The organism is Cedecea neteri, assembly GCF_000758305.1.
Lineage (GTDB): Bacteria > Pseudomonadota > Gammaproteobacteria > Enterobacterales > Enterobacteriaceae > Cedecea > Cedecea neteri_C.
Window position 1 is genome coordinate 2,839,183 of record NZ_CP009458.1, and the last position, 17,872, is coordinate 2,857,054.

Consider the following 17,872-nt stretch of genomic DNA (forward strand, 5'->3'; position numbering starts at 1 on the left):
CTACACTAAGCATGTCATCCTGTCGCCAGGATGAACTCTTAAAGCGTAAGCAGTTGTCTTTATTTTGCTTAAACCCTGAGCCAGCACGCTGAACAAAGCGGTGATTTGGTTGTCGGAAAGCAAAACTTTCCATTAAAATGGATAGATTGATTTAAGCACACAAAGGGGGATGTGCTGGTTAATATGAAACATAAAGCAAATATGATGAAAGTGTCCTGGCTTGGCGCTGCGGTAATGTTGTCCCTTTATACCACCTCGGTTTGGGCGTTCACTATCGACGATGTCGCAAAACAGGCGAAAACCTTAGCGGGCAAGAGCTACGAAGCACCGAAAAGCAACCTGCCTTCGCAATTCCGCGAGATGAAATACGCGGACTACCAGCAGATCCAGTTTAATCACGACAAAGCTTACTGGAACAACATCAAGACCCCATTCAAGCTCGAGTTCTACCATCAGGGTATGTACTTCGACACGCCGGTAACCATCAACGAAGTGACCGCCACCGCGGTGCATCAGATCAAATACAATCCGGACTATTTTAACTTCGGTGATGTAAAGCACGATAAAGACACCGTAAAAGATCTCGGTTTTGCCGGGTTCAAAGTGCTCTATCCGATCAACAGCAAAGATAAGAACGACGAAATTGTCAGCATGCTCGGAGCGAGTTACTTCCGCGTGATTGGCGCCGGCCAGGTGTATGGCCTGTCTGCCCGAGGTCTGGCGATTGACACCGCGTTACCGTCTGGCGAAGAGTTCCCTCGTTTCCGCGAATACTGGATTGAACGTCCGAAACCAACGGATAAAACGTTAACCCTGTATGCACTGCTTGATTCCCCACGAGCGACCGGGGCTTACCGTTTTGTTATCACCCCAGGTCGCGATACCGTGGTGAACGTACAGTCAAAAGTTTACCTGCGTGACAAAGTGGGCAAACTGGGCGTCGCGCCGCTGACAAGTATGTTCCTGTTTGGGCCAAATCAGCCTTCACCAACCACGAATTTCCGTCCGGAGCTGCATGACTCTAACGGCCTGTCTATTCATGCCGGTAACGGGGAATGGATTTGGCGTCCGCTGAACAACCCGAAACACCTGGCCGTCAGCTCTTACGCCACGGAAAACCCGGTTGGTTTTGGCCTGCTGCAGCGTGGCCGTCAGTTCTCTCGCTTTGAGGATTTAGACGATCGTTACGATCAGCGCCCTAGCGCGTGGGTTGCGCCGGTCGGTGATTGGGGCAAAGGCCGAGTAGAGCTGGTTGAAATCCCAACCAACGACGAAACGAACGACAACATCGTTGCTTACTGGACGCCGGACCAACTGCCGGATCCGGGCAAAGAGATGAACTTTAAGTACACCATCACCTTTAGCCGCGACGAAGACAAAATGCACGCGCCGGATAACGCGTATGTACTGCAAACTCGTCGTTCTACCGGGGATGTGAAGCAGTCTAACCTGATCCGCCAGCCGGACGGCACCATCGCGTTTGTGGTGGACTTTACCGGGGCAGACATGAAAAAGCTGCCAGCCGATACGCCTGTCACCGCACAGACCAGCATTGGCGATAACGGTGAGATCGTTGACAGCCAGGTGCGCTATAACCCGGTCAACAAAGGCTGGCGTTTAACGCTGCGCGTGAAGCTGAAAGACGAGAAGAAGACAACGGATATGCGTGCTGCGCTGGTTAACGGCGAGCAGACATTGAGTGAAACCTGGAGCTACCAGCTGCCTGCCAATGAATAAGTCTACTGAATTCTCGCCCGACTACATTGAAGCACTCCCGCTTTCTGCTGAGCAGAAGGCGGGTCTGCCTGCCTCTGACCTTCAGGCGGTGCATGAGGCGCTTGATGCGCAGCATCACCATTTTGAACGTGCGGATGATTCTCCTTTGGCCTCGGTAAAAGCTCGCCTTGAGGCGAGCTGGCCGGGTTCCCTCGGCGGCGAACAGCTGATTACCGATGATGAAGGGCGCACTCAGCTTCAGGCCATGCCGAAAGCGACGCGTGCTTCTATGTTCCCGGACCCGTGGCGGACCAACCCGATTGGCCGCTTCTGGGATCGCCTGCTTGGGCGCGAAACAAAGTCTAAGTTCGCGTCTAAAGAAGAAGAGGCCTCTGAGCAGAAATGGCGTACCGTCGGCACCATCCGTCGCTACATTCTGCTGATCCTCACGCTGGCACAAACCGTGGTCGCGACCTGGTATATGAAGACGATTCTTCCGTATCAGGGTTGGGCGCTGATTAACCCGGCGGACATGGGGGGCCAGGATCTGTGGGTCTCTGTCATGCAACTGCTGCCGTACATTCTGCAAAGTGGCATCCTGATCCTGTTCGCTGTGCTGTTCTGCTGGGTCTCTGCCGGTTTCTGGACCGCGCTGATGGGCTTCCTGCAGTTGCTGATGGGCAAAGACAAATACAGCATTTCTGCGTCAACGGTGGGGGATGAGCCCATCAATCCTGAGCACCGCACCGCGCTTATCATGCCGATTTGTAATGAAGACGTCGATCGCGTGTTTGCGGGCCTACGTGCGACGTGGGAGTCCGTCAAAGCCACCGGGCAGCAGGCGCACTTCGATGTGTATATCCTGAGCGACAGCTACAACCCGGATATCTGCGTTGCGGAGCAAAAAGCCTGGATGGAGCTGATTGCGGAAGTGCAGGGCGAAGGGCAGATCTTCTACCGCCGCCGTCGTCGCCGCGTGAAGCGTAAAAGCGGTAACATCGATGACTTCTGCCGTCGTTGGGGTAACCAGTACAGCTACATGGTGGTGCTGGACGCCGACTCCGTAATGAGCGGTGATTGCCTGACTAACCTCGTGCGCCTGATGGAAGCGAACCCGAAGGCCGGTATTATTCAGTCTTCGCCAAAAGCCTCCGGCATGGACACGCTGTACGCGCGCTGCCAGCAGTTCGCCACCCGCGTTTATGGGCCGCTCTTTACTGCAGGCCTGCATTTCTGGCAGTTGGGGGAATCCCACTACTGGGGCCACAACGCCATTATTCGCGTGAAGCCGTTCATTGAACACTGTGCGCTGGCGCCGCTGCCGGGTGAAGGTAACTTTGCCGGGTCGATTCTTTCCCATGACTTCGTCGAAGCCGCGCTGATGCGCCGTGCCGGCTGGGGCGTGTGGATTGCTTACGATCTGCCTGGTTCATATGAAGAACTGCCGCCGAACCTGCTGGACGAGCTGAAACGCGACCGCCGCTGGTGCCAGGGCAACCTGATGAACTTCCGTCTGTTCCTGGTGAAAGGGATGCACCCGGTTCACCGTGCGGTGTTCCTGACCGGCGTCATGTCCTACCTGTCTGCCCCGCTGTGGTTTATGTTCCTGGCGCTGTCGACCGCGCTGCAGGTTGTCCACGCTCTGACTGAGCCGCAGTACTTCCTCCAGCCTAGACAGTTGTTCCCGGTCTGGCCGCAGTGGCGTCCTGAGTTGGCGATCGCGCTGTTTGCCTCGACCATGGTTCTGCTGTTCCTGCCTAAGCTGCTAAGCATCATTCTTATCTGGTGCAAAGGCTCTAAAGAGTATGGCGGCTTCCTGCGTGTGACCTGTTCACTGCTGCTTGAAGTGCTGTTCTCCGTGCTGCTGGCGCCGGTGCGTATGCTGTTCCACACCGTGTTTGTGGTCAGTGCGTTCCTGGGCTGGGAAGTGGTCTGGAACTCACCGCAGCGTGACGATGACTCTACGCCGTGGGGGGAAGCCTTTATGCGCCATGGCTCTCAGCTGCTGTTGGGCCTGGTCTGGGCAGTAGGCATGGCCTGGCTGGATCTGCGCTTCCTGTTCTGGCTGGCACCGATTGTCTTCTCGCTGATCCTGTCGCCGTTCGTTTCCGTGCTTTCAAGCCGGGCGAGCCTCGGCCTGCGCACCAAGCGCTGGAAGCTGTTCCTGATCCCGGAAGAGTATTCTCCGCCGCAGGTGCTGGTGGACACCGAGAACTATCTGGAGCTGAATCGCAGCCGCACGCTGGACGATGGCTTTATGCACGCGGTATTTAACCCGTCGTTTAACGCCTTGAGCACGGCGATGGCCACGGCTCGTCACCGTAAGAGCCTGGTGCTGGAGATTGCCCGTGACCGCCACGTTGAGCAGGCGCTGAACGAAACGCCGGACAAACTCAATCGTGACCGCCGCCTGGTGTTGCTGAGCGACCCAATGACCATGTCGCGCCTGCATTACCGCGTCTGGGCGAACCCGGAGCGTTATTCCTCCTGGGTGGAGAGTTACAAAAAGCTGCAGCTCAACCCGCTGGCGCTGACGGCAAAATAAGGCCGTAATAAAGTGAGATGCCGACCTCAGGGTCGGCATTTTTTTGCCTTTTATCCGACGATGGTTATACTCAGCGCGTTCTGAACAGGAGTGCATGTGTGGGTAAAATAATTGCGGTACTGATGATGGCCTTTCTGCTGAGCGGCTGCGGCAGCATTATCAGCCGGACGGTACCGGGGCAGGGGCACGGAAACCAGTATTACCCCGGCGTGCGCTGGGATGTACGCGAGGGCGCATGGCGCTATATTACCGTGCTCGACCTGCCGTTTTCGCTAATCTTTGACACTTTACTCTTGCCGATTGATGCCAGCCACGGGCCTTATGAATAACGACTAGCGCTCATCCCACTCGTCTGCCGCCGTGCGACCTTCTTCGGTGTCCAGCGGCGGCTCGAGCTGAAATTCACCTTCGTCCCATTCGTGCAGCGTATTCTCTTCCAGCCACTCCTGGCGCAGCTCAATCTCATCGAAATCACCGTCAAACACGCTTTGCGCCGCTTCACCGCTGAGCATAGGCAGGCATTCACCTTCCTCGCCGTCGTCGGTAAAGAACTCCGCCTGCCACATGATGTCACCATCCTGCAAAACGTACTTCTGAAAATTGAACTGCTCGACGCTGGCGCTCTCTTCATCCACGCTCGGGTTATCGGCAAGATACTGCTCCCGCGCGGCATCAATGGCTTCTTCCAGGGTTGCATACATGCTCATGGTTATCTCCTTGTGGTAAAGGTCGGGGAGCAGTTGCTCCGCTACGATTTCCAGTTAATTGTTGACGCTGTTAGCAAATCTGCAAGTCGAGATTTATTCCCCGGGAATACGAACTCGCTCGGCAGGCTGGCGCAGCGTCATCCACGAATAAAGCGCGTTAAACAGCACCACGCTGGCGGTGACCAGGAATACGGTGCGGAAGCCGTAGCTGGCGGAAACGGCCGCGCCGAGCAGCGGGCCGGTGACGTTGCCAATATCGCGGAAGGACTGGTTATAACTGAAGATGCGCCCAGAGATCTGGCTGGAAGAGTTATAGACCAGCAGCGTTTGCACGGCGGGGAGGAGCGCCCCGTCGGCGGCACCCAGCAAGAAACGTAAGATCCCGAGTTGCCAAGGATTTTGCACCAGTGACATAGGGATAAGCAGCAGAACGGAGATCATCAGCGCGCCAATCAGGATCTTTTCCGGCCCGATGCGATCGCCCAGCTTACCGAGTCTTGGGGCACTGATCAGCGCTGCTACGCCAGGCACGGAAGCAATCATCCCGCTGATAAACGCCAGGTTGCTGACGTTTCCGGCGAGATCGCGTACGTAGAGCGTTAAAATCGGTGCGATAGAGCCAGTGGCGACCTGGATAATCATCGTGGTGACAAACAGGCTCAGCACCAGGCGAGGATTTTTCAATGAGGTCAGCACCTGGCGGGCGTGCAGCATGTCTTTTTTGGAAACTGGCGTGAATGACTCGCGAATAAAAAACAGCGTCATCACGAAGCAGATAAACAGCACCAGCGAGGTGATAAAGAACACCGAGCGCAGCCCGTAGCTGTCCGCCATCAGGCCGCCCATCAGTGGGCCTAATAGCGCTCCGCTGACTGCTCCGGTAGACAGCGTGCCTAGTGCCCAGCCGCTTTTATGGCGCGGTATCTGGGTGGCGATCAGCGCGTTGGCATTCGGCACAAACCCACCGAGCAGGCCGAGCAGAGCCCTAAGCGCCAGAAATTGCCAAATGTTTTGCGCGAGGCCCATCAGCAGCATGACGATAGACATGCCAAGCGCGGAACGCAGCAGCATGAGTTTTCGGCCTTTACGGTCGGCAAGCCCGCCCCAGAAAGGGGATGCCACGGCTGAAAACAGGAAGGTAATGCTAAAGACCAGCCCGGACCACATGTTCAACTGGCTGTGGCCGGTGACCCCGAGTTGCTCAACGTAAAGCGGGAGGAAGGGCATGACCAGGCTGAATGCTGCGCCGGTCAGGAAGCAGCCAACCCAGACGACGGCCAGATTACGCTTCCAGTTGATAGTGCTGTCAGGGGGAGTCATACCGCTCCGTAGTTGCCAGGGCCAAAAAGAAGAGGGGAAATTATTACTCTGCTAATTATGCGCCTGTTGGCAGTGGGCTGGCAAATCAAAGGGCTTTTTCGATCAAACGAGTGGCAAAAAAATAGCCGCCTGAAAAGGCGGCTGTCAGGCGTTATTTGTAGCGGTCCGGCATTCCTTCCGGGCGAGTCTTAAATCGGCGATGCAGCCACATATATTGCTCTGGCGCCATCAGGATGCACTTTTCTACAATTTTGTTCATCCAGCGCGCCGTCTCCTCGGGGCTTTCAAGTGGCGGGTTAAGCTCTGGCTCTATAATCGTCAGCTCGTAGCCTTTGCCGTCTGGCAGACGACGAGGAACAAAGGGCACGGCGCAGGCGCCGGAGAGTTTGGCGAGTGTGTAGGTTCCCGTCGTGGTCGCGGCTTGTTCAACGGCGAAGAATGGCACAAATTCGCTGCCTCTAGGGCCGTAATCGTGGTCCGGCGCGTACCAAATAATGTCGCCATTTTTCAGCGCGCGGATCATGCCTTTCAGGTCTTTGCGGTCAATCATGCTTTTATTGGAACGCATGCGTCCCCAGGTCTGCAGCCAGTCGAGCAGCGGATTGTCATTGGGGCGATACACGCCAATGCCTGGCGTTTTAATGCCGAAGATACGGGCACCCAACTCCAGCGTCAGGAAGTGAATGCCAATCAGTAAAATGCCCTGGCCGGTTTTCTCGATGCCTTTAACGATCTCGACACCTTCGTAGTGGCACCATTTATTGATGCGCTCCGTAGACCAGAACCAGGCCATGCCGGTCTCAATCAGCCCCATGCCGACGGACTCGAAGTTGGCGACCACCATCTGTTCGCGTTTTTCCTCGCTCATGTCCGGGAAGCAGAGCTCAAGGTTGCGGTAGGCTATTTTTGCGCGACGTTTCATCAGGCGTTTTGCAAGCCGGCCCAGCCCGCAGCCGATGCGATAAAGTACCGGGTAGGGGAGTTGCACCAGCAGGTATAAAAAGCCGATACCCAACCAGGTGAGCCAGTAACGTGGGTGCAGCAACGCACGAGAGAATTGCGGTAAGTTCGTCATGTAAAACCTTTGTGACGGCAATTGCCGTATCTTCTAATCATTCCATTGTGGCATTTTTTGGCGCATAGCCAAAATTCGCGGCGTCGGAGTGCCTGATATTTCATCGATTGTTGCCGCGAATACCTTTGAGTGAGCAAAATGTAGCGTAAAACGTGGGGATGTAAATAAGCGTTATTTGCTTTATGATGCAGCCCACTTTTTTTCCAACGATTGCGAGCGAACACCATGCCAGTGTTACACAACCGCGTATCGAATGAGGAGCTGCGCGAGCGCATGCTTGCCGAAACCGAGCCGCGCACGACCATCTCATTCTACAAATATTTTTCTATCGAAACGCCGCAGGCGACCCGTGATGCGCTGTACCAGCTGTTCCTGAGCCTCAATGTGTTTGGCCGCGTCTATCTGGCGCATGAAGGGATCAACGCTCAGATTAGCGTCCCGGAAAGCCGTGTTGATGCCCTTCGTGAGGCGATTTACACTTTTCACCCGGCTTTAAATAATCTGCGCCTGAATATTGCTCTGGAAGATGACGGCAAATCCTTCTGGGTGCTGCGCATGAAGGTACGCGACCGTATCGTCGCTGACGGTATTGACGATCCTACGTTTGACGCAAGCGACGTGGGGGAATATCTGAAAGCAGCCGAAGTGAATGCGATGCTCGACGATCCAAGCGCGGTATTTATCGATATGCGTAACCACTACGAATATGAAGTGGGGCACTTCGAGGATGCCGTCGAAATTCCGGCCGACACCTTCCGTGAGCAGCTGCCGAAAGCCGTGGATATGATGCAGGATGACAAAGAGAAGAAAATTGTCATGTATTGCACCGGCGGCATTCGCTGTGAAAAAGCCAGCGCCTGGATGCGCCATAACGGCTTCAAAAATGTGTATCACATTGAAGGCGGGATTATTGAATATGCACGCCGAGCGCGTGAGCAAGGGCTACCGGTGCGCTTTGTCGGGAAAAACTTTGTTTTCGATGAGCGCATGGGCGAACGTATTTCTGACGATGTGATCGCCCATTGCCATCAGTGCGGGACGCCGTGCGACAGCCATACCAACTGCAAAAATGACGGCTGCCACCTGCTGTTTATTCAGTGTCCGGCCTGCGCTGAGAAATTCTCTGGCTGCTGCAGTGAAGTTTGCCGTGATGAGCTGGCGCTATCTCCAGAAGAACAGCGTCGCCGCCGGGCGGGGCGCGAAAACGGGAATAAGATCTTCAATAAATCTCGTGGGATGCTGAATACCACGCTGAGTATTCCTGACCCAGAGAAGTAATAAAATTCCCCCGGTTCGCCGGGGGAGTATTTTTACTGACGCACGCCTTCGACAGAAATGATCAGGTCAACGTCCTGAGAAGCCGGCCCCAGATCCTGAGTAATATTGAACTCCTTCAGCTTAATTTTACCTTCGGCCTCAAACCCCGCGCGCACGCCGCCCCACGGATCGTTACCCTGACCAATCAGCTTAGCTTTGAGCGTGACCGGCTTTGTCACGCCGTTTAGCGTCAGGTTGCCGGTAATATCCAGCGTTTCGCCATCTTTCTTCACTTCCGTTGAGGCGAAGGTCGCCTGTGGGAACTTCGACACGTTGAGGAACTCTGCGCTACGCAGGTGTTTGTCACGCTCGGCATGGTTGGTATCCACGCTGGTGGTATTGATGGTGACGTTAACTTTATCTGCCGCAGGGTTTTGCTCGTCGAAGGTAAAGCTGCCGTCAAAATCGCGGAAGGTGCCGTACAGCCAGCTATAACCGAGGTGTTGAATGCGGAAATTCACAAACGCATGCTGCCCTTGTTTATCAATTTTATAGTCAGCGGCCACGGCAGAGCCGGTGGTGAATAACAGAGCGCCTAAGGTGGCTCCCAGCAGGATTTTCTTCATTGTCTTACTCTCCATAGTTAACGGGATGCTTTCCCGAGCATGCGCTTGAGGGTGGCATCTTTATCTAGAAAATGGTGCTTTAAGGCCGCGAGGGCATGTAGTACAGACACAATCACTACGGTCCATGCCAGCCAGAGATGAACTGTCCCGGCAAGGTCAGCCTGTGCCCCGAAGTCCGTCAGCGTGGCGGGCACATCGAACCAGCCAAAAACACTAATAGGTTTGCCGTCGGCGGTTGAAATCAGATACCCGCTCAGCAAAATGGCGAACAGTAATGCATACAGCAAAATATGTGCAGCCAACGCGCTGATGCGTGTCAGGCGTGAATAACTTTTTAACGGTGGCGGTGGAGGCGATATAAAACGCCAGAGAATACGAATCACAAGAGCAGACATTAACAATATGCCGATGCTCTTATGTATTTCTGGTGCTTTATGATACCAGACGTCGTAATAGCCCAGCGTCACCATCCACAGTCCGAGTGCAAACATTCCGTAAACCGTGGCGGCGACAAGCCAGTGAAGCAGAACCGAAAAATGTCCATAGCGTTCGGGTGAGTTTCGCCATTGCATATTTATGCGTCCATGTGTTTCCTACAGAAGCTAAAACATAGGCGTTCTGTTAACAGCAGATCAACATAAATATTCTTATTTCGATATATATTTATTGTATGTCTGTTTTTTTGAATAACACTTGCGACATGTGTTCAGTAGCGTCGAATGAATATGATTGTTTTTGACTGGAAGGAATATTGATTGGCAGTTAATTATTTGCGATAAAACTATATTTAATTAATTTTACGTCAATAATTGTCAATATAACGTGCGTGTGAATAATTAAAAGAAATAAATATAAGCCAGATCGAGAAGCGCAAGCATTGCCCAGAGGAAAAGATACAGAATAAAGTGTTCGCGAATATTGTTGGTTAAAAATTGAATAAAGCGAATCATGATGGCCCCGGGTAAAAGTGGCGGAAATGCCCGCCACTCGGGGATTCTACGCCGTTTTGAAGCGAGAAAGTACAAACGGGGATAAATCAAAGGCAGGTTTTTGACCCAAAGCAAACTGGCAGGCAATTTCGCCCAAAACGGAGGCGAATTTGAACCCGTGCCCGCTCAGCCCGGTAATGATCAGGGTGTTGTCATGGCCGGGGAGGGTATCAATGATGAAATCTTCATCCGGTGAATTGTCATAGGTGCAGGCTTTGCCGTGCAGACAGCAGCCGATGCCGGGTAAAAATTCGCGCAGGAAGGGAAAGACTTCGGACCCATCGCTGGCGACAGCGCCAAAGGGTTTACGCTGCTCGGGTGAGTCAATCAACTGCCCGCCGTTGTGCTTACCCAGCTTCAGTTCGTTATCTTCCGCCGGGAAGCCGTAATACTGATCGCCGTTGGGGGTTTCTGCGGTAAACGCCGGGAATTTGTTGTTCTCGCTGTAGCGTCCATCGGCCTGGTGCCAGGCAAAGATCTTGCGAACCGACGCGATCGGCAGGTCCGGCAGCAGTTTGGTGACCCAGGTGCCCGCGCTGACCAGCAGTTTGCTCCCGTGATATTCACCTTCTTCAGTGACAACAGTCACACCTTCATTGTCGTGGCGGATTTCCGTCACCTTGCAGTTAAAGAGCTGAGCGCTGCCCCCTTGTTTAGCAAGGTTGATGTAGGTTTCGATGGCCAGCTCGCTTTTCAGCACGCCCGAGTCCGTCTCAAACAGGCCGACGTAGTTTTCAGGCACCGCAATCTCCGGCCAGCGGGCGGCAATGGCGGCGGCGTCCAGCGTTTCAACCGGCAGGGCAAATTTCTCTGCGCTGGAGGCGACATTGCGAATAAAGGGCGAATCAGCTGGCCCCAGATTAATGACCCCGGTGCGATGAAAGAGCTTCTCGCCGCTGGCTTCAGCCAGGGCATCCCACAGTTTTTGTGCTCGCAGGACCAACGGGACATATTTTTCACCTTCGCCATAAGCATGGCGCATCAGGCGGGTGTCGCCGTGGTGGCTGCCCTGATCGTGCGGCGGGTGGCCGCTGTCGATCATCAGTACCTTCAGGCCCGAGTGTGTGGCATAGCAGCCTGCGGCGGCACCGACGGAGCCGCTGCCGACAATGATGAGGTCATAGTTCATAAACTTTTCTCTGTGGAAAATTATCTGTAGCAGGGTAATTAATTCACCGGAACGATGCAATTGACGGTGACGCTTAAAATAAAAAAGGCACCCCGTTGGGTGCCTGTGGCCATTGTTAAGCATGTGTCGTCAATGCTTGCGATAATCGCTTTCCTGGTAATCACTGGATTCAATTTTGGCTATCCCGGCCTCAAGGATGGAAATAAATTGCCGGGCGACATCGGTGGTCAGCCAGAGCGTCTGGCCTATCTCGGTTTCATCGTGCTTCTGATTATTGGATGTCAGGTAATGCAGGCGCAGCATCATGGCGTCGTAGCTGTCGACGGTGCTGATATCCCATCCGACGAGGGGATGAGTCTGAATAACATCACTATTTTTTTCCATCATAACCCCTTTTATACGTGTTTAAAGACAACGGCTAGTGAGGTTCATGCGTGATTTATCGTGAAGCGACTTAAGTATATCAATACTACGGCCTTCATGGGGATGAAATAATTACCTGGTAACACTTTTTCCGCATTATTCAGGAAAAACGAACAATAAATCGACAGGCTATTTCGAAGTAATGAGAAAGAAAGGCAGGAAAGACTTTGGTGGTGTTTAAAAAGCAATCAAGTCGACGAGGGGAATAAAAAAACCGGATGGCGACACCCGGCAAAAAAGTACCAACATACTTGAGGGTATTAGTCGGCAGAGAACCAATCGTCAGCGCTTTCCCAGGTTTCCTGGAGGATCTCGCTGATTCGCGTTTTATCTTCTTTGGCACCGCCCAGCACGGAGAGATTATTGCCTGAGGCATAACGTACCTGCACTTCGCTGCTGGTGTCGGGGAAATGTTGATTGATACGGCGGGAAAGCTCACTGGCAAGGGCGTCGATAGCCCCTGGCGGCAACGGTGTGGTTTTGGCTATAGTCACTTCAATACGCATAACGACCCCCTGTACAATATACTGGATATTTATACAGGTTAACTTTCCAGTAAGCAACAGGGGGCGTTGAAAAATTTAGCCTTTAACCGACCAGACGACTTCTTCACCCGCCAGGAACGGTACGATGCTGTCGTCACCGGCTTCAATCAGCTCCGGCATTTTCTCAGCGACGCGAATCAGTTCGATATGATCTTCGTTGACCGGCAGACCGTAGAATCGCGGACCGTTCAGCGAAGCGAAAGCTTCAAAATGCTGCAGCGCATTCATTTCTTCAAATACCGTCGCATAAGCCCCCAGCGCGGAAGGCGCGTTAAAACAGCCGGCGCAGCCACAGCTGGCTTCTTTGCGATGACGGGCATGCGGCGCAGAGTCGGTACCCAGGAAGACGCGATCGCAGCCGCTGGCAACCAGTTCGCGCAAGGCTTCCTGGTGGACGCTGCGTTTCAGGATAGGCAGGCAGTACAGATGCGGGCGAATCCCGCCCACCAGCATGTGGTTGCGGTTAAACATCAGGTGCTGAGGTGTGATAGTCGCGCCAATCAGCGAGTTACCTTCTTTCACATACTGGGCGGCATCTTTGGTGGTGATATGCTCAAACACCACTTTCAGCTCAGGCAACTGGCGACGCAGCGGCTCCATGACGGTTTCAATAAAGCGCGCTTCACGATCGAAAATATCGATGTCAGCATGGGTGACTTCGCCGTGCACCAGCAGCGGCATGCCAATTTTTTGCATACGTTCAAGCACCGGCAGGATGGCCGCGGTGCTGGTTACGCCGTGAGCGGAGTTAGTCGTGGCGTTCGCCGGGTAAAGCTTGGCGGCGGTAAATACGCCCTCATTGAACCCGCGTTCGACTTCGTTGGGATCCAGCGTGTCGGTCAGGTAGCAGGTCATCAGCGGTTCAAACTTTTGCCCGGCCGGGACGGCATCGAGAATGCGCTGGCGATAAGCGATAGCGGCATCCACGCTGGTAACAGGAGGCACAAGATTGGGCATGACAATCGCACGGCCATAGGTCTGACTGGTGTAAGGCACCACGGTTTTCAGCATCTCACCGTCACGAAGGTGGATATGCCAGTCATCTGGGCGGCGGATTTTTAATACCTGAGGTAATGCGGTCATCAATGTGCTCCGGCGTGAGAGGGAAATCAGTCATCAAGGGCTGGTTTTATGCCGGGCACTAAGGATAAGGGGAAACGTTATCGTTTGCACCCCTTATGTTGTACATGTTGCACAAAACCCTCAGAGCGCAGAAACGGCTCTGAGGGGGAGGGGCTATTCCGTTAACGGAATGATTATCTCACCGGGTTTGACTTCAATGCCTTTGGCATATTTCTTCGCCAGCGACTCACCTGTGCTGCGATCTTCGCTCAGGATATAAGCAGGCTGTTGATTGAAGTAGCTGCGCAGGGACTGATTAAGATAAGGGATCATGGTCTGCAGCACGGTCTGCATTTTTTGCGGTTCGACCTGAGCATCAACCACCTCCATTTCCTGCAGGTAGATGGCACCTTGCTCTTTATTGAACACCGGCAGCGCTTTCAGCTTGAGCTTCAGGATGGCCTTCTGGTTACCAAACAGCGACGTCATGTCGAGATTGGCATCACCGGTCAGGGTAATTTTATTCGGCTCTTCCCGTCCAATCTGGCTGACTAAATGGGTTAACACTACATGGGCTTCAGCCACGCCGGGCAGGCCAATGTCCTTGGAGAAGTTATTGTGTTTTTCCAGCGATTGGTTGATTTCCTGTTCACTCACGCTGTACTGCGTTAACTGGTTGCATCCGGCGAGCAGGCCGCTGAGCATCAATGCTGCGGCAAAAACAATCTTCTTCATAGGCTTCCTCAAAATAGCGGCTCCAATGCCGTGCCTTGTTTTATCAGCATAATGCGGCACGGCGGGAGCGGCTACCGGAAAAAGATGATAAGAGAAAATTATCCCTGACCGCCGGGCTCCAGCATCGTTGGCTCAACGGGTCTAAGGCTAAACTGCCACCACAGGGCTGCAAGGGTGATACAGCCGATGATGCCGAGCATGGCCCAGGGTAATTCTGGCTGCTGCAGGGCTTTCCCTGCGTCAAACAGCCAGCCACCGCCGGTGTAACCTAGCGCGCCGCCCAGCGACAGGCCCAAACGACTGAATCCCATGTAGCTGCCGCGTGCTCGGGCATCCGCCAGCGAGGCGCTTAGTGTTTCCCGAGCGGGCTCAGCGATGATTGAGCCGATGTAGAAGGTACAAATCAGGGCGAAAAGCTGCTGTAAGTTGGACGCCAGGCCAATAGGCATCAGGCTCACCGTCATCAGCACCAGACCTGCCATTAAGCGTTGCTCCAGGCGGAAGCGCTTTTCACTCCAGCGAGCGATAGGGTAGAGCAACGTCAGCGAAAGCGCGGCTTCAATGGCGTACATCCATTTTACCGCCGACGCGGTACCGGCAATATCATTGACCATCAGCGGCAGCATCAGCATGACCTGCACCGCCAGCATGTAATAGCCGGTTAGCGTCAGGACGTAGGTAATAAAGCGTTTATCACGGAACACGCGGCCCATGCCTTCGCGCATTGGGGTGCGAATAGTGGAAAGCTTATAGGCCGGCAGCAGCCAGGCGTTCAGCGCCGCGCAAAGGACAAACATTACGGCGCCGACGGCACAGACCAGACGGAAGTCGTACTGCAACAGCCAACTGCCCAACAGAGCGCCGATCACCGCGCCGGCGCTGTCCTGCATCATCAGGATTGAGAAGAAGCGGCCGCGGTGCTGAGGGCGAACCAGTTTGACGACCAACGCCGAGCGGGGCGGATCAAACAGCGTCCCGCCAATGGCGGAGAGCAGGCAGGAAAGCCAGAGCATCCAGGGTTCCGTGGCAATACCCATGGTGGCAAACCCTGCGGCGCGTAGCAGCATGCCGGTGACAATCATCGGTTTAGCGCCGAGTCTGTCGGCAATTGCGCCGCCGAAGACGCCCAGCCCCTGCTGGATAAATTGACGTAGGCCAAGAGCAATGCCGACCATCAAAGCGGCCCAGCCCAACTGGTCAACGAAGCGAATGGAAATCAAAGGGAAGACAACGAAAAAGCCCAATACCACTAACATGTTATCAAGCAGCAGGAAATATTTACCCAGGCTCCTTGCCTGCGCCACCCGCGACATCTCCCCTCCAGGGAACTTAATTAAACGCGACAAGTACTTATTCTCGCTTGCCGTCCGGGCTTTTAATACCTGATGCAGGACAATATTTTTTTATCGTGCAACGAGTTTGATTCAAGGCTTTCATCGAAAAAAGTGATGTTGCGTCATGTTGTTGTTTTCACACGGCGGGCAGGCGCAGGTATAGTAACAAGATGAGCCCCGTCAACCGGGATGAAGGAGTGGGATAAACATGTTTGGCTACCGCAGTAACGCACCTAAAGTTCGCCTGGTGACTGACCGACTGGTGGTGCGTCTGGTTCATGAGCGAGATGCCTGGCGTATGGCAGATTACTACACCGAAAATCGTCAATTCCTGAAACCCTGGGAACCCATTCGGGATGAGAGCTACTGCTATCCTTCGGGCTGGCAGGCAAGGCTGGGTATGATAAGTGAAATGCACAAGCAGGGAAGCGCCTACTATTTTGCGCTGCTCGACCCGGAAGAAAAAGAGGTCATCGGTGTGGCTAACTTTTCCAACGTCGTGCGCGGCTCGTTCCATGCCTGCTATCTCGGTTACTCCATCGCTGAAAAATGGCAGGGGCAGGGGTTGATGTACGAGGCGCTGATCAGCGCCATTCGCTATATGCAACGTAGCCAGAATGTCCATCGTATTATGGCCAACTACATGCCGCATAATCAGCGCAGCGGCGATTTGCTAGCGCGTCTGGGCTTCGAAAAAGAGGGCTACGCAAAGGATTATTTGCTGATTGATGGCGTATGGCGGGATCATGTTCTCACCGCGCTGGTCAATCAAGACTGGACCCCAGGTCGTGGAGTTTAAAAGATGAAATATCAGTTAACGGCGATTGAAGCCCGCGTTATCGGCAGCTTGCTGGAAAAACAGCTCACTACGCCAGAACAATATCCGATGTCCGTCAACGGCGTGGTCACCGCCTGTAATCAGAAAACAAACCGTGAACCGGTGATGGATCTGAAAGAGCATGAAGTCCAGGACACGCTGGACGGGCTGGTAAAAGGGCATTATTTGCGAACCGTCAGCGGGTTTGGCAACCGAGTGACAAAATACGAGCAGCGTTTTTGCAACTCAGAGTTTGGCAATTTAAAGCTAACGCCAGCGGAAATTGCGGTGGTCACAACTTTGCTGCTGCGTGGAGCACAAACGCCAGGTGAGCTGCGCAGCCGTGCCGGAAGAATGTTTGAGTTCACCGATATGGCGCAGGTAGAAGCGACGCTGGAAGAGCTGGCCGGCCGTGAAGACGGGCCGTTTGTCGCGCGTCTGCCGCGAGAGCCGGGTAAACGCGAAAGCCGCTATATGCATCTTTTTAGCGGTGAGGTTGAGGCGCAGATGGCCCAGGAGCAAAGTGCCAGCCCGGTTGCAGACGATCTCAGCGTGCGAGTGGGCGCGCTGGAGGCTGAAGTCGCCGAACTAAAACAGCGCCTGGATTCCTTGTTGGCACATTTGGGAGATTAAGGATGACAAAATTACGTATTGGCGTGGTGGGGCTGGGCGGGATCGCGCAGAAAGCCTGGCTTCCGGTTCTGGGCGCATCCGGCGACTGGTCGCTGGTGGGCGCATTTTCACCGACCAAAGAGAAAGCGCTGCCGGTGTGCGAAACCTGGCGCATGCCGTATATCGATTCGCTCAGCAATCTGGCGGCACAGTGCGACGCTGTTTTTGTACACAGCGCCACCAGTTCCCACTACGCGGTGGTGAATGAGCTACTCAACGCCGGCGTTAGCGTCTGCGTGGATAAGCCGCTGGCGGAAAACCTGGCTGACGCCGAAAAGCTGGTAGAGCTTGCCGAGCGCAAAAAACGCACCCTGATGGTGGGCTTTAACCGCCGCTTTGCCCCGCGCTATCAGCAGCTAAAGGCAAAGTTGTCTGCCGGGGCATCCTTGCGGATGGACAAACATCGCAGCGACAGCGTTGGCCCGGGCGATCTGCGCTTCACGCTGCTTGATGACTATCTTCACGTCGTGGATACCGCACTCTGGCTTGGCGGCGGTAGCGCTCAGTTGCAAAGCGGGACGTTGCAAACCAACGAGTCAGGGCAAATGCTGTATGCCGAACACCATTTCAGCCAGGGTAACCTGAGCGTGACGACCAGTATGCATCGCCGTGCCGGAAGCCAGCGAGAGTGGGTACAGGCGGTAACCGACGGCGGGCTGTATGAAGTGACGGACATGCGTCAGTGGCGCGAAGAATGCGGCGCGGGCGTGGTTGAACAGCCGATCCCTGGCTGGCAGACTACGCTGGAACAACGCGGCTTTGCGGGGTGCGCGCGCCACTTTATCGACTGCGTGGCAAACCAGACTGTGCCGGAAACCTCCGGCGAGCAGGCGCTGCTGGCGCAGCGTGTCGTCGAGAAGCTCTGGCGCGAGGCAATTAGCGAATAAGCTGTAACATATCGCGGTAGCAATTCAGCGCCG

At 54.4% G+C, this 17,872-nt stretch carries 19 protein-coding genes; 7 read left to right on the forward strand and 12 right to left on the reverse strand.

All coding sequences use genetic code 11. The features are described from left to right. Positions 1-201 precede the first annotated feature (201 nt). From mdoG to LH23_RS13270, 3 genes are all read left to right on the forward strand, one after another. Entirely contained in the window at positions 202-1,737 is a 1,536-nt protein-coding gene (gene mdoG, locus LH23_RS13260; RefSeq protein WP_139827399.1) for a glucans biosynthesis protein MdoG, read from the forward strand. After that, a complete protein-coding gene (gene mdoH / locus LH23_RS13265) occupies positions 1,730-4,261 on the forward strand; it encodes a glucans biosynthesis glucosyltransferase MdoH (protein WP_039291787.1) in 2,532 nt (843 codons plus the stop codon). The genes mdoG and mdoH overlap by 8 nt, the downstream gene beginning before the upstream one ends. A gap of 122 nt (positions 4,262-4,383) precedes the next feature. Then, on the forward strand, positions 4,384-4,590 hold the full coding sequence (locus LH23_RS13270) for a YceK/YidQ family lipoprotein (RefSeq protein WP_034807286.1): 207 nt from the start codon (positions 4,384-4,386) through the stop codon (positions 4,588-4,590). 3 nt (positions 4,591-4,593) lie between these two features. On the opposite strand, the gene LH23_RS13275 is transcribed toward LH23_RS13270, so the two are convergent. From LH23_RS13275 to LH23_RS13285, 3 genes are all read right to left on the reverse strand, one after another. Then, entirely contained in the window at positions 4,594-4,968 is a 375-nt protein-coding gene (locus LH23_RS13275; RefSeq protein ID WP_039291792.1) for a MysB family protein, read from the reverse strand. Between the two features lie 93 nt (positions 4,969-5,061). Continuing rightward, a complete protein-coding gene (gene mdtG / locus LH23_RS13280) occupies positions 5,062-6,288 on the reverse strand; it encodes a multidrug efflux MFS transporter MdtG (protein WP_039291794.1) in 1,227 nt (408 codons plus the stop codon). A 151-nt stretch (positions 6,289-6,439) separates the two neighbouring features. Further along, positions 6,440-7,363 carry a Kdo(2)-lipid IV(A) acyltransferase gene (locus tag LH23_RS13285; RefSeq protein WP_039291797.1) on the reverse strand — a complete coding sequence of 308 codons (924 nt, stop codon included), beginning with the start codon at positions 7,361-7,363 and terminating at the stop codon, positions 6,440-6,442. A 225-nt stretch (positions 7,364-7,588) separates the two neighbouring features. Between LH23_RS13285 and LH23_RS13290 the strand changes: the two genes are divergently transcribed. After that, positions 7,589-8,641: a rhodanese-related sulfurtransferase gene (locus tag LH23_RS13290; RefSeq protein WP_039291802.1), complete on the forward strand. Its 1,053-nt coding sequence runs from the start codon at positions 7,589-7,591 to the stop codon at positions 8,639-8,641. A gap of 32 nt (positions 8,642-8,673) precedes the next feature. On the opposite strand, the gene LH23_RS13295 is transcribed toward LH23_RS13290, so the two are convergent. The 9 genes from LH23_RS13295 to mdtH all read right to left on the reverse strand — a co-directional run bounded on the left by LH23_RS13295 (position 8,674) and on the right by mdtH (position 15,442). Continuing rightward, the gene (locus LH23_RS13295) at positions 8,674-9,246 is read right to left on the reverse strand and encodes a YceI family protein (RefSeq protein ID WP_039291805.1); all 573 of its coding nucleotides are present in this window, start codon (positions 9,244-9,246) and stop codon (positions 8,674-8,676) included. 17 nt (positions 9,247-9,263) lie between these two features. Continuing rightward, positions 9,264-9,818 carry a cytochrome b gene (locus LH23_RS13300; RefSeq protein WP_039291808.1) on the reverse strand — a complete coding sequence of 185 codons (555 nt, stop codon included), beginning with the start codon at positions 9,816-9,818 and terminating at the stop codon, positions 9,264-9,266. Positions 9,819-10,082: 264 nt separating this feature from the next. Continuing rightward, a complete protein-coding gene (locus tag LH23_RS23470; protein WP_071842723.1) occupies positions 10,083-10,196 on the reverse strand; it encodes a DUF2770 family protein in 114 nt (37 codons plus the stop codon). Positions 10,197-10,242: 46 nt separating this feature from the next. Further along, positions 10,243-11,364 (reverse strand): N-methyl-L-tryptophan oxidase, encoded by a 1,122-nt coding sequence (gene solA, locus LH23_RS13305; protein ID WP_039291811.1) that lies wholly within the window; start codon positions 11,362-11,364, stop codon positions 10,243-10,245. A gap of 129 nt (positions 11,365-11,493) precedes the next feature. Further along, a complete protein-coding gene (gene bssS, locus LH23_RS13310) occupies positions 11,494-11,748 on the reverse strand; it encodes a biofilm formation regulator BssS (RefSeq protein WP_008453527.1) in 255 nt (84 codons plus the stop codon). A gap of 299 nt (positions 11,749-12,047) precedes the next feature. Next, positions 12,048-12,293, reverse strand: a complete 246-nt coding sequence (gene dinI, locus LH23_RS13315; RefSeq protein ID WP_016535825.1) for a DNA damage-inducible protein I — start codon at positions 12,291-12,293, stop codon at positions 12,048-12,050. Between the two features lie 75 nt (positions 12,294-12,368). Further along, complete coding sequence (gene pyrC / locus LH23_RS13320) at positions 12,369-13,415, reverse strand: dihydroorotase (protein ID WP_039291819.1); 1,047 nt, start codon at positions 13,413-13,415, stop codon at positions 12,369-12,371. A gap of 153 nt (positions 13,416-13,568) precedes the next feature. Beyond that, complete coding sequence (locus LH23_RS13325) at positions 13,569-14,129, reverse strand: lipoprotein (RefSeq protein WP_039291822.1); 561 nt, start codon at positions 14,127-14,129, stop codon at positions 13,569-13,571. Positions 14,130-14,227: 98 nt separating this feature from the next. Continuing rightward, positions 14,228-15,442, reverse strand: a complete 1,215-nt coding sequence (gene mdtH / locus LH23_RS13330) for a multidrug efflux MFS transporter MdtH (protein ID WP_039291825.1) — start codon at positions 15,440-15,442, stop codon at positions 14,228-14,230. Between the two features lie 229 nt (positions 15,443-15,671). Here mdtH and rimJ point away from each other — a divergent pair, with 229 nt between their 5' ends. Genes rimJ through LH23_RS13345 form a run of 3 tightly spaced genes read left to right on the forward strand, consistent with a single transcriptional unit; the run spans position 15,672 to position 17,839 of the window. Further along, positions 15,672-16,262 carry a ribosomal protein S5-alanine N-acetyltransferase gene (gene rimJ, locus LH23_RS13335; RefSeq protein WP_039291828.1) on the forward strand — a complete coding sequence of 197 codons (591 nt, stop codon included), beginning with the start codon at positions 15,672-15,674 and terminating at the stop codon, positions 16,260-16,262. 3 nt (positions 16,263-16,265) lie between these two features. Then, positions 16,266-16,913 carry a YceH family protein gene (locus LH23_RS13340; protein WP_039291832.1) on the forward strand — a complete coding sequence of 216 codons (648 nt, stop codon included), beginning with the start codon at positions 16,266-16,268 and terminating at the stop codon, positions 16,911-16,913. 2 nt (positions 16,914-16,915) lie between these two features. Beyond that, positions 16,916-17,839 (forward strand): Gfo/Idh/MocA family protein, encoded by a 924-nt coding sequence (locus tag LH23_RS13345; protein WP_039291835.1) that lies wholly within the window; start codon positions 16,916-16,918, stop codon positions 17,837-17,839. Positions 17,840-17,872: the final 33 nt, after the last annotated feature.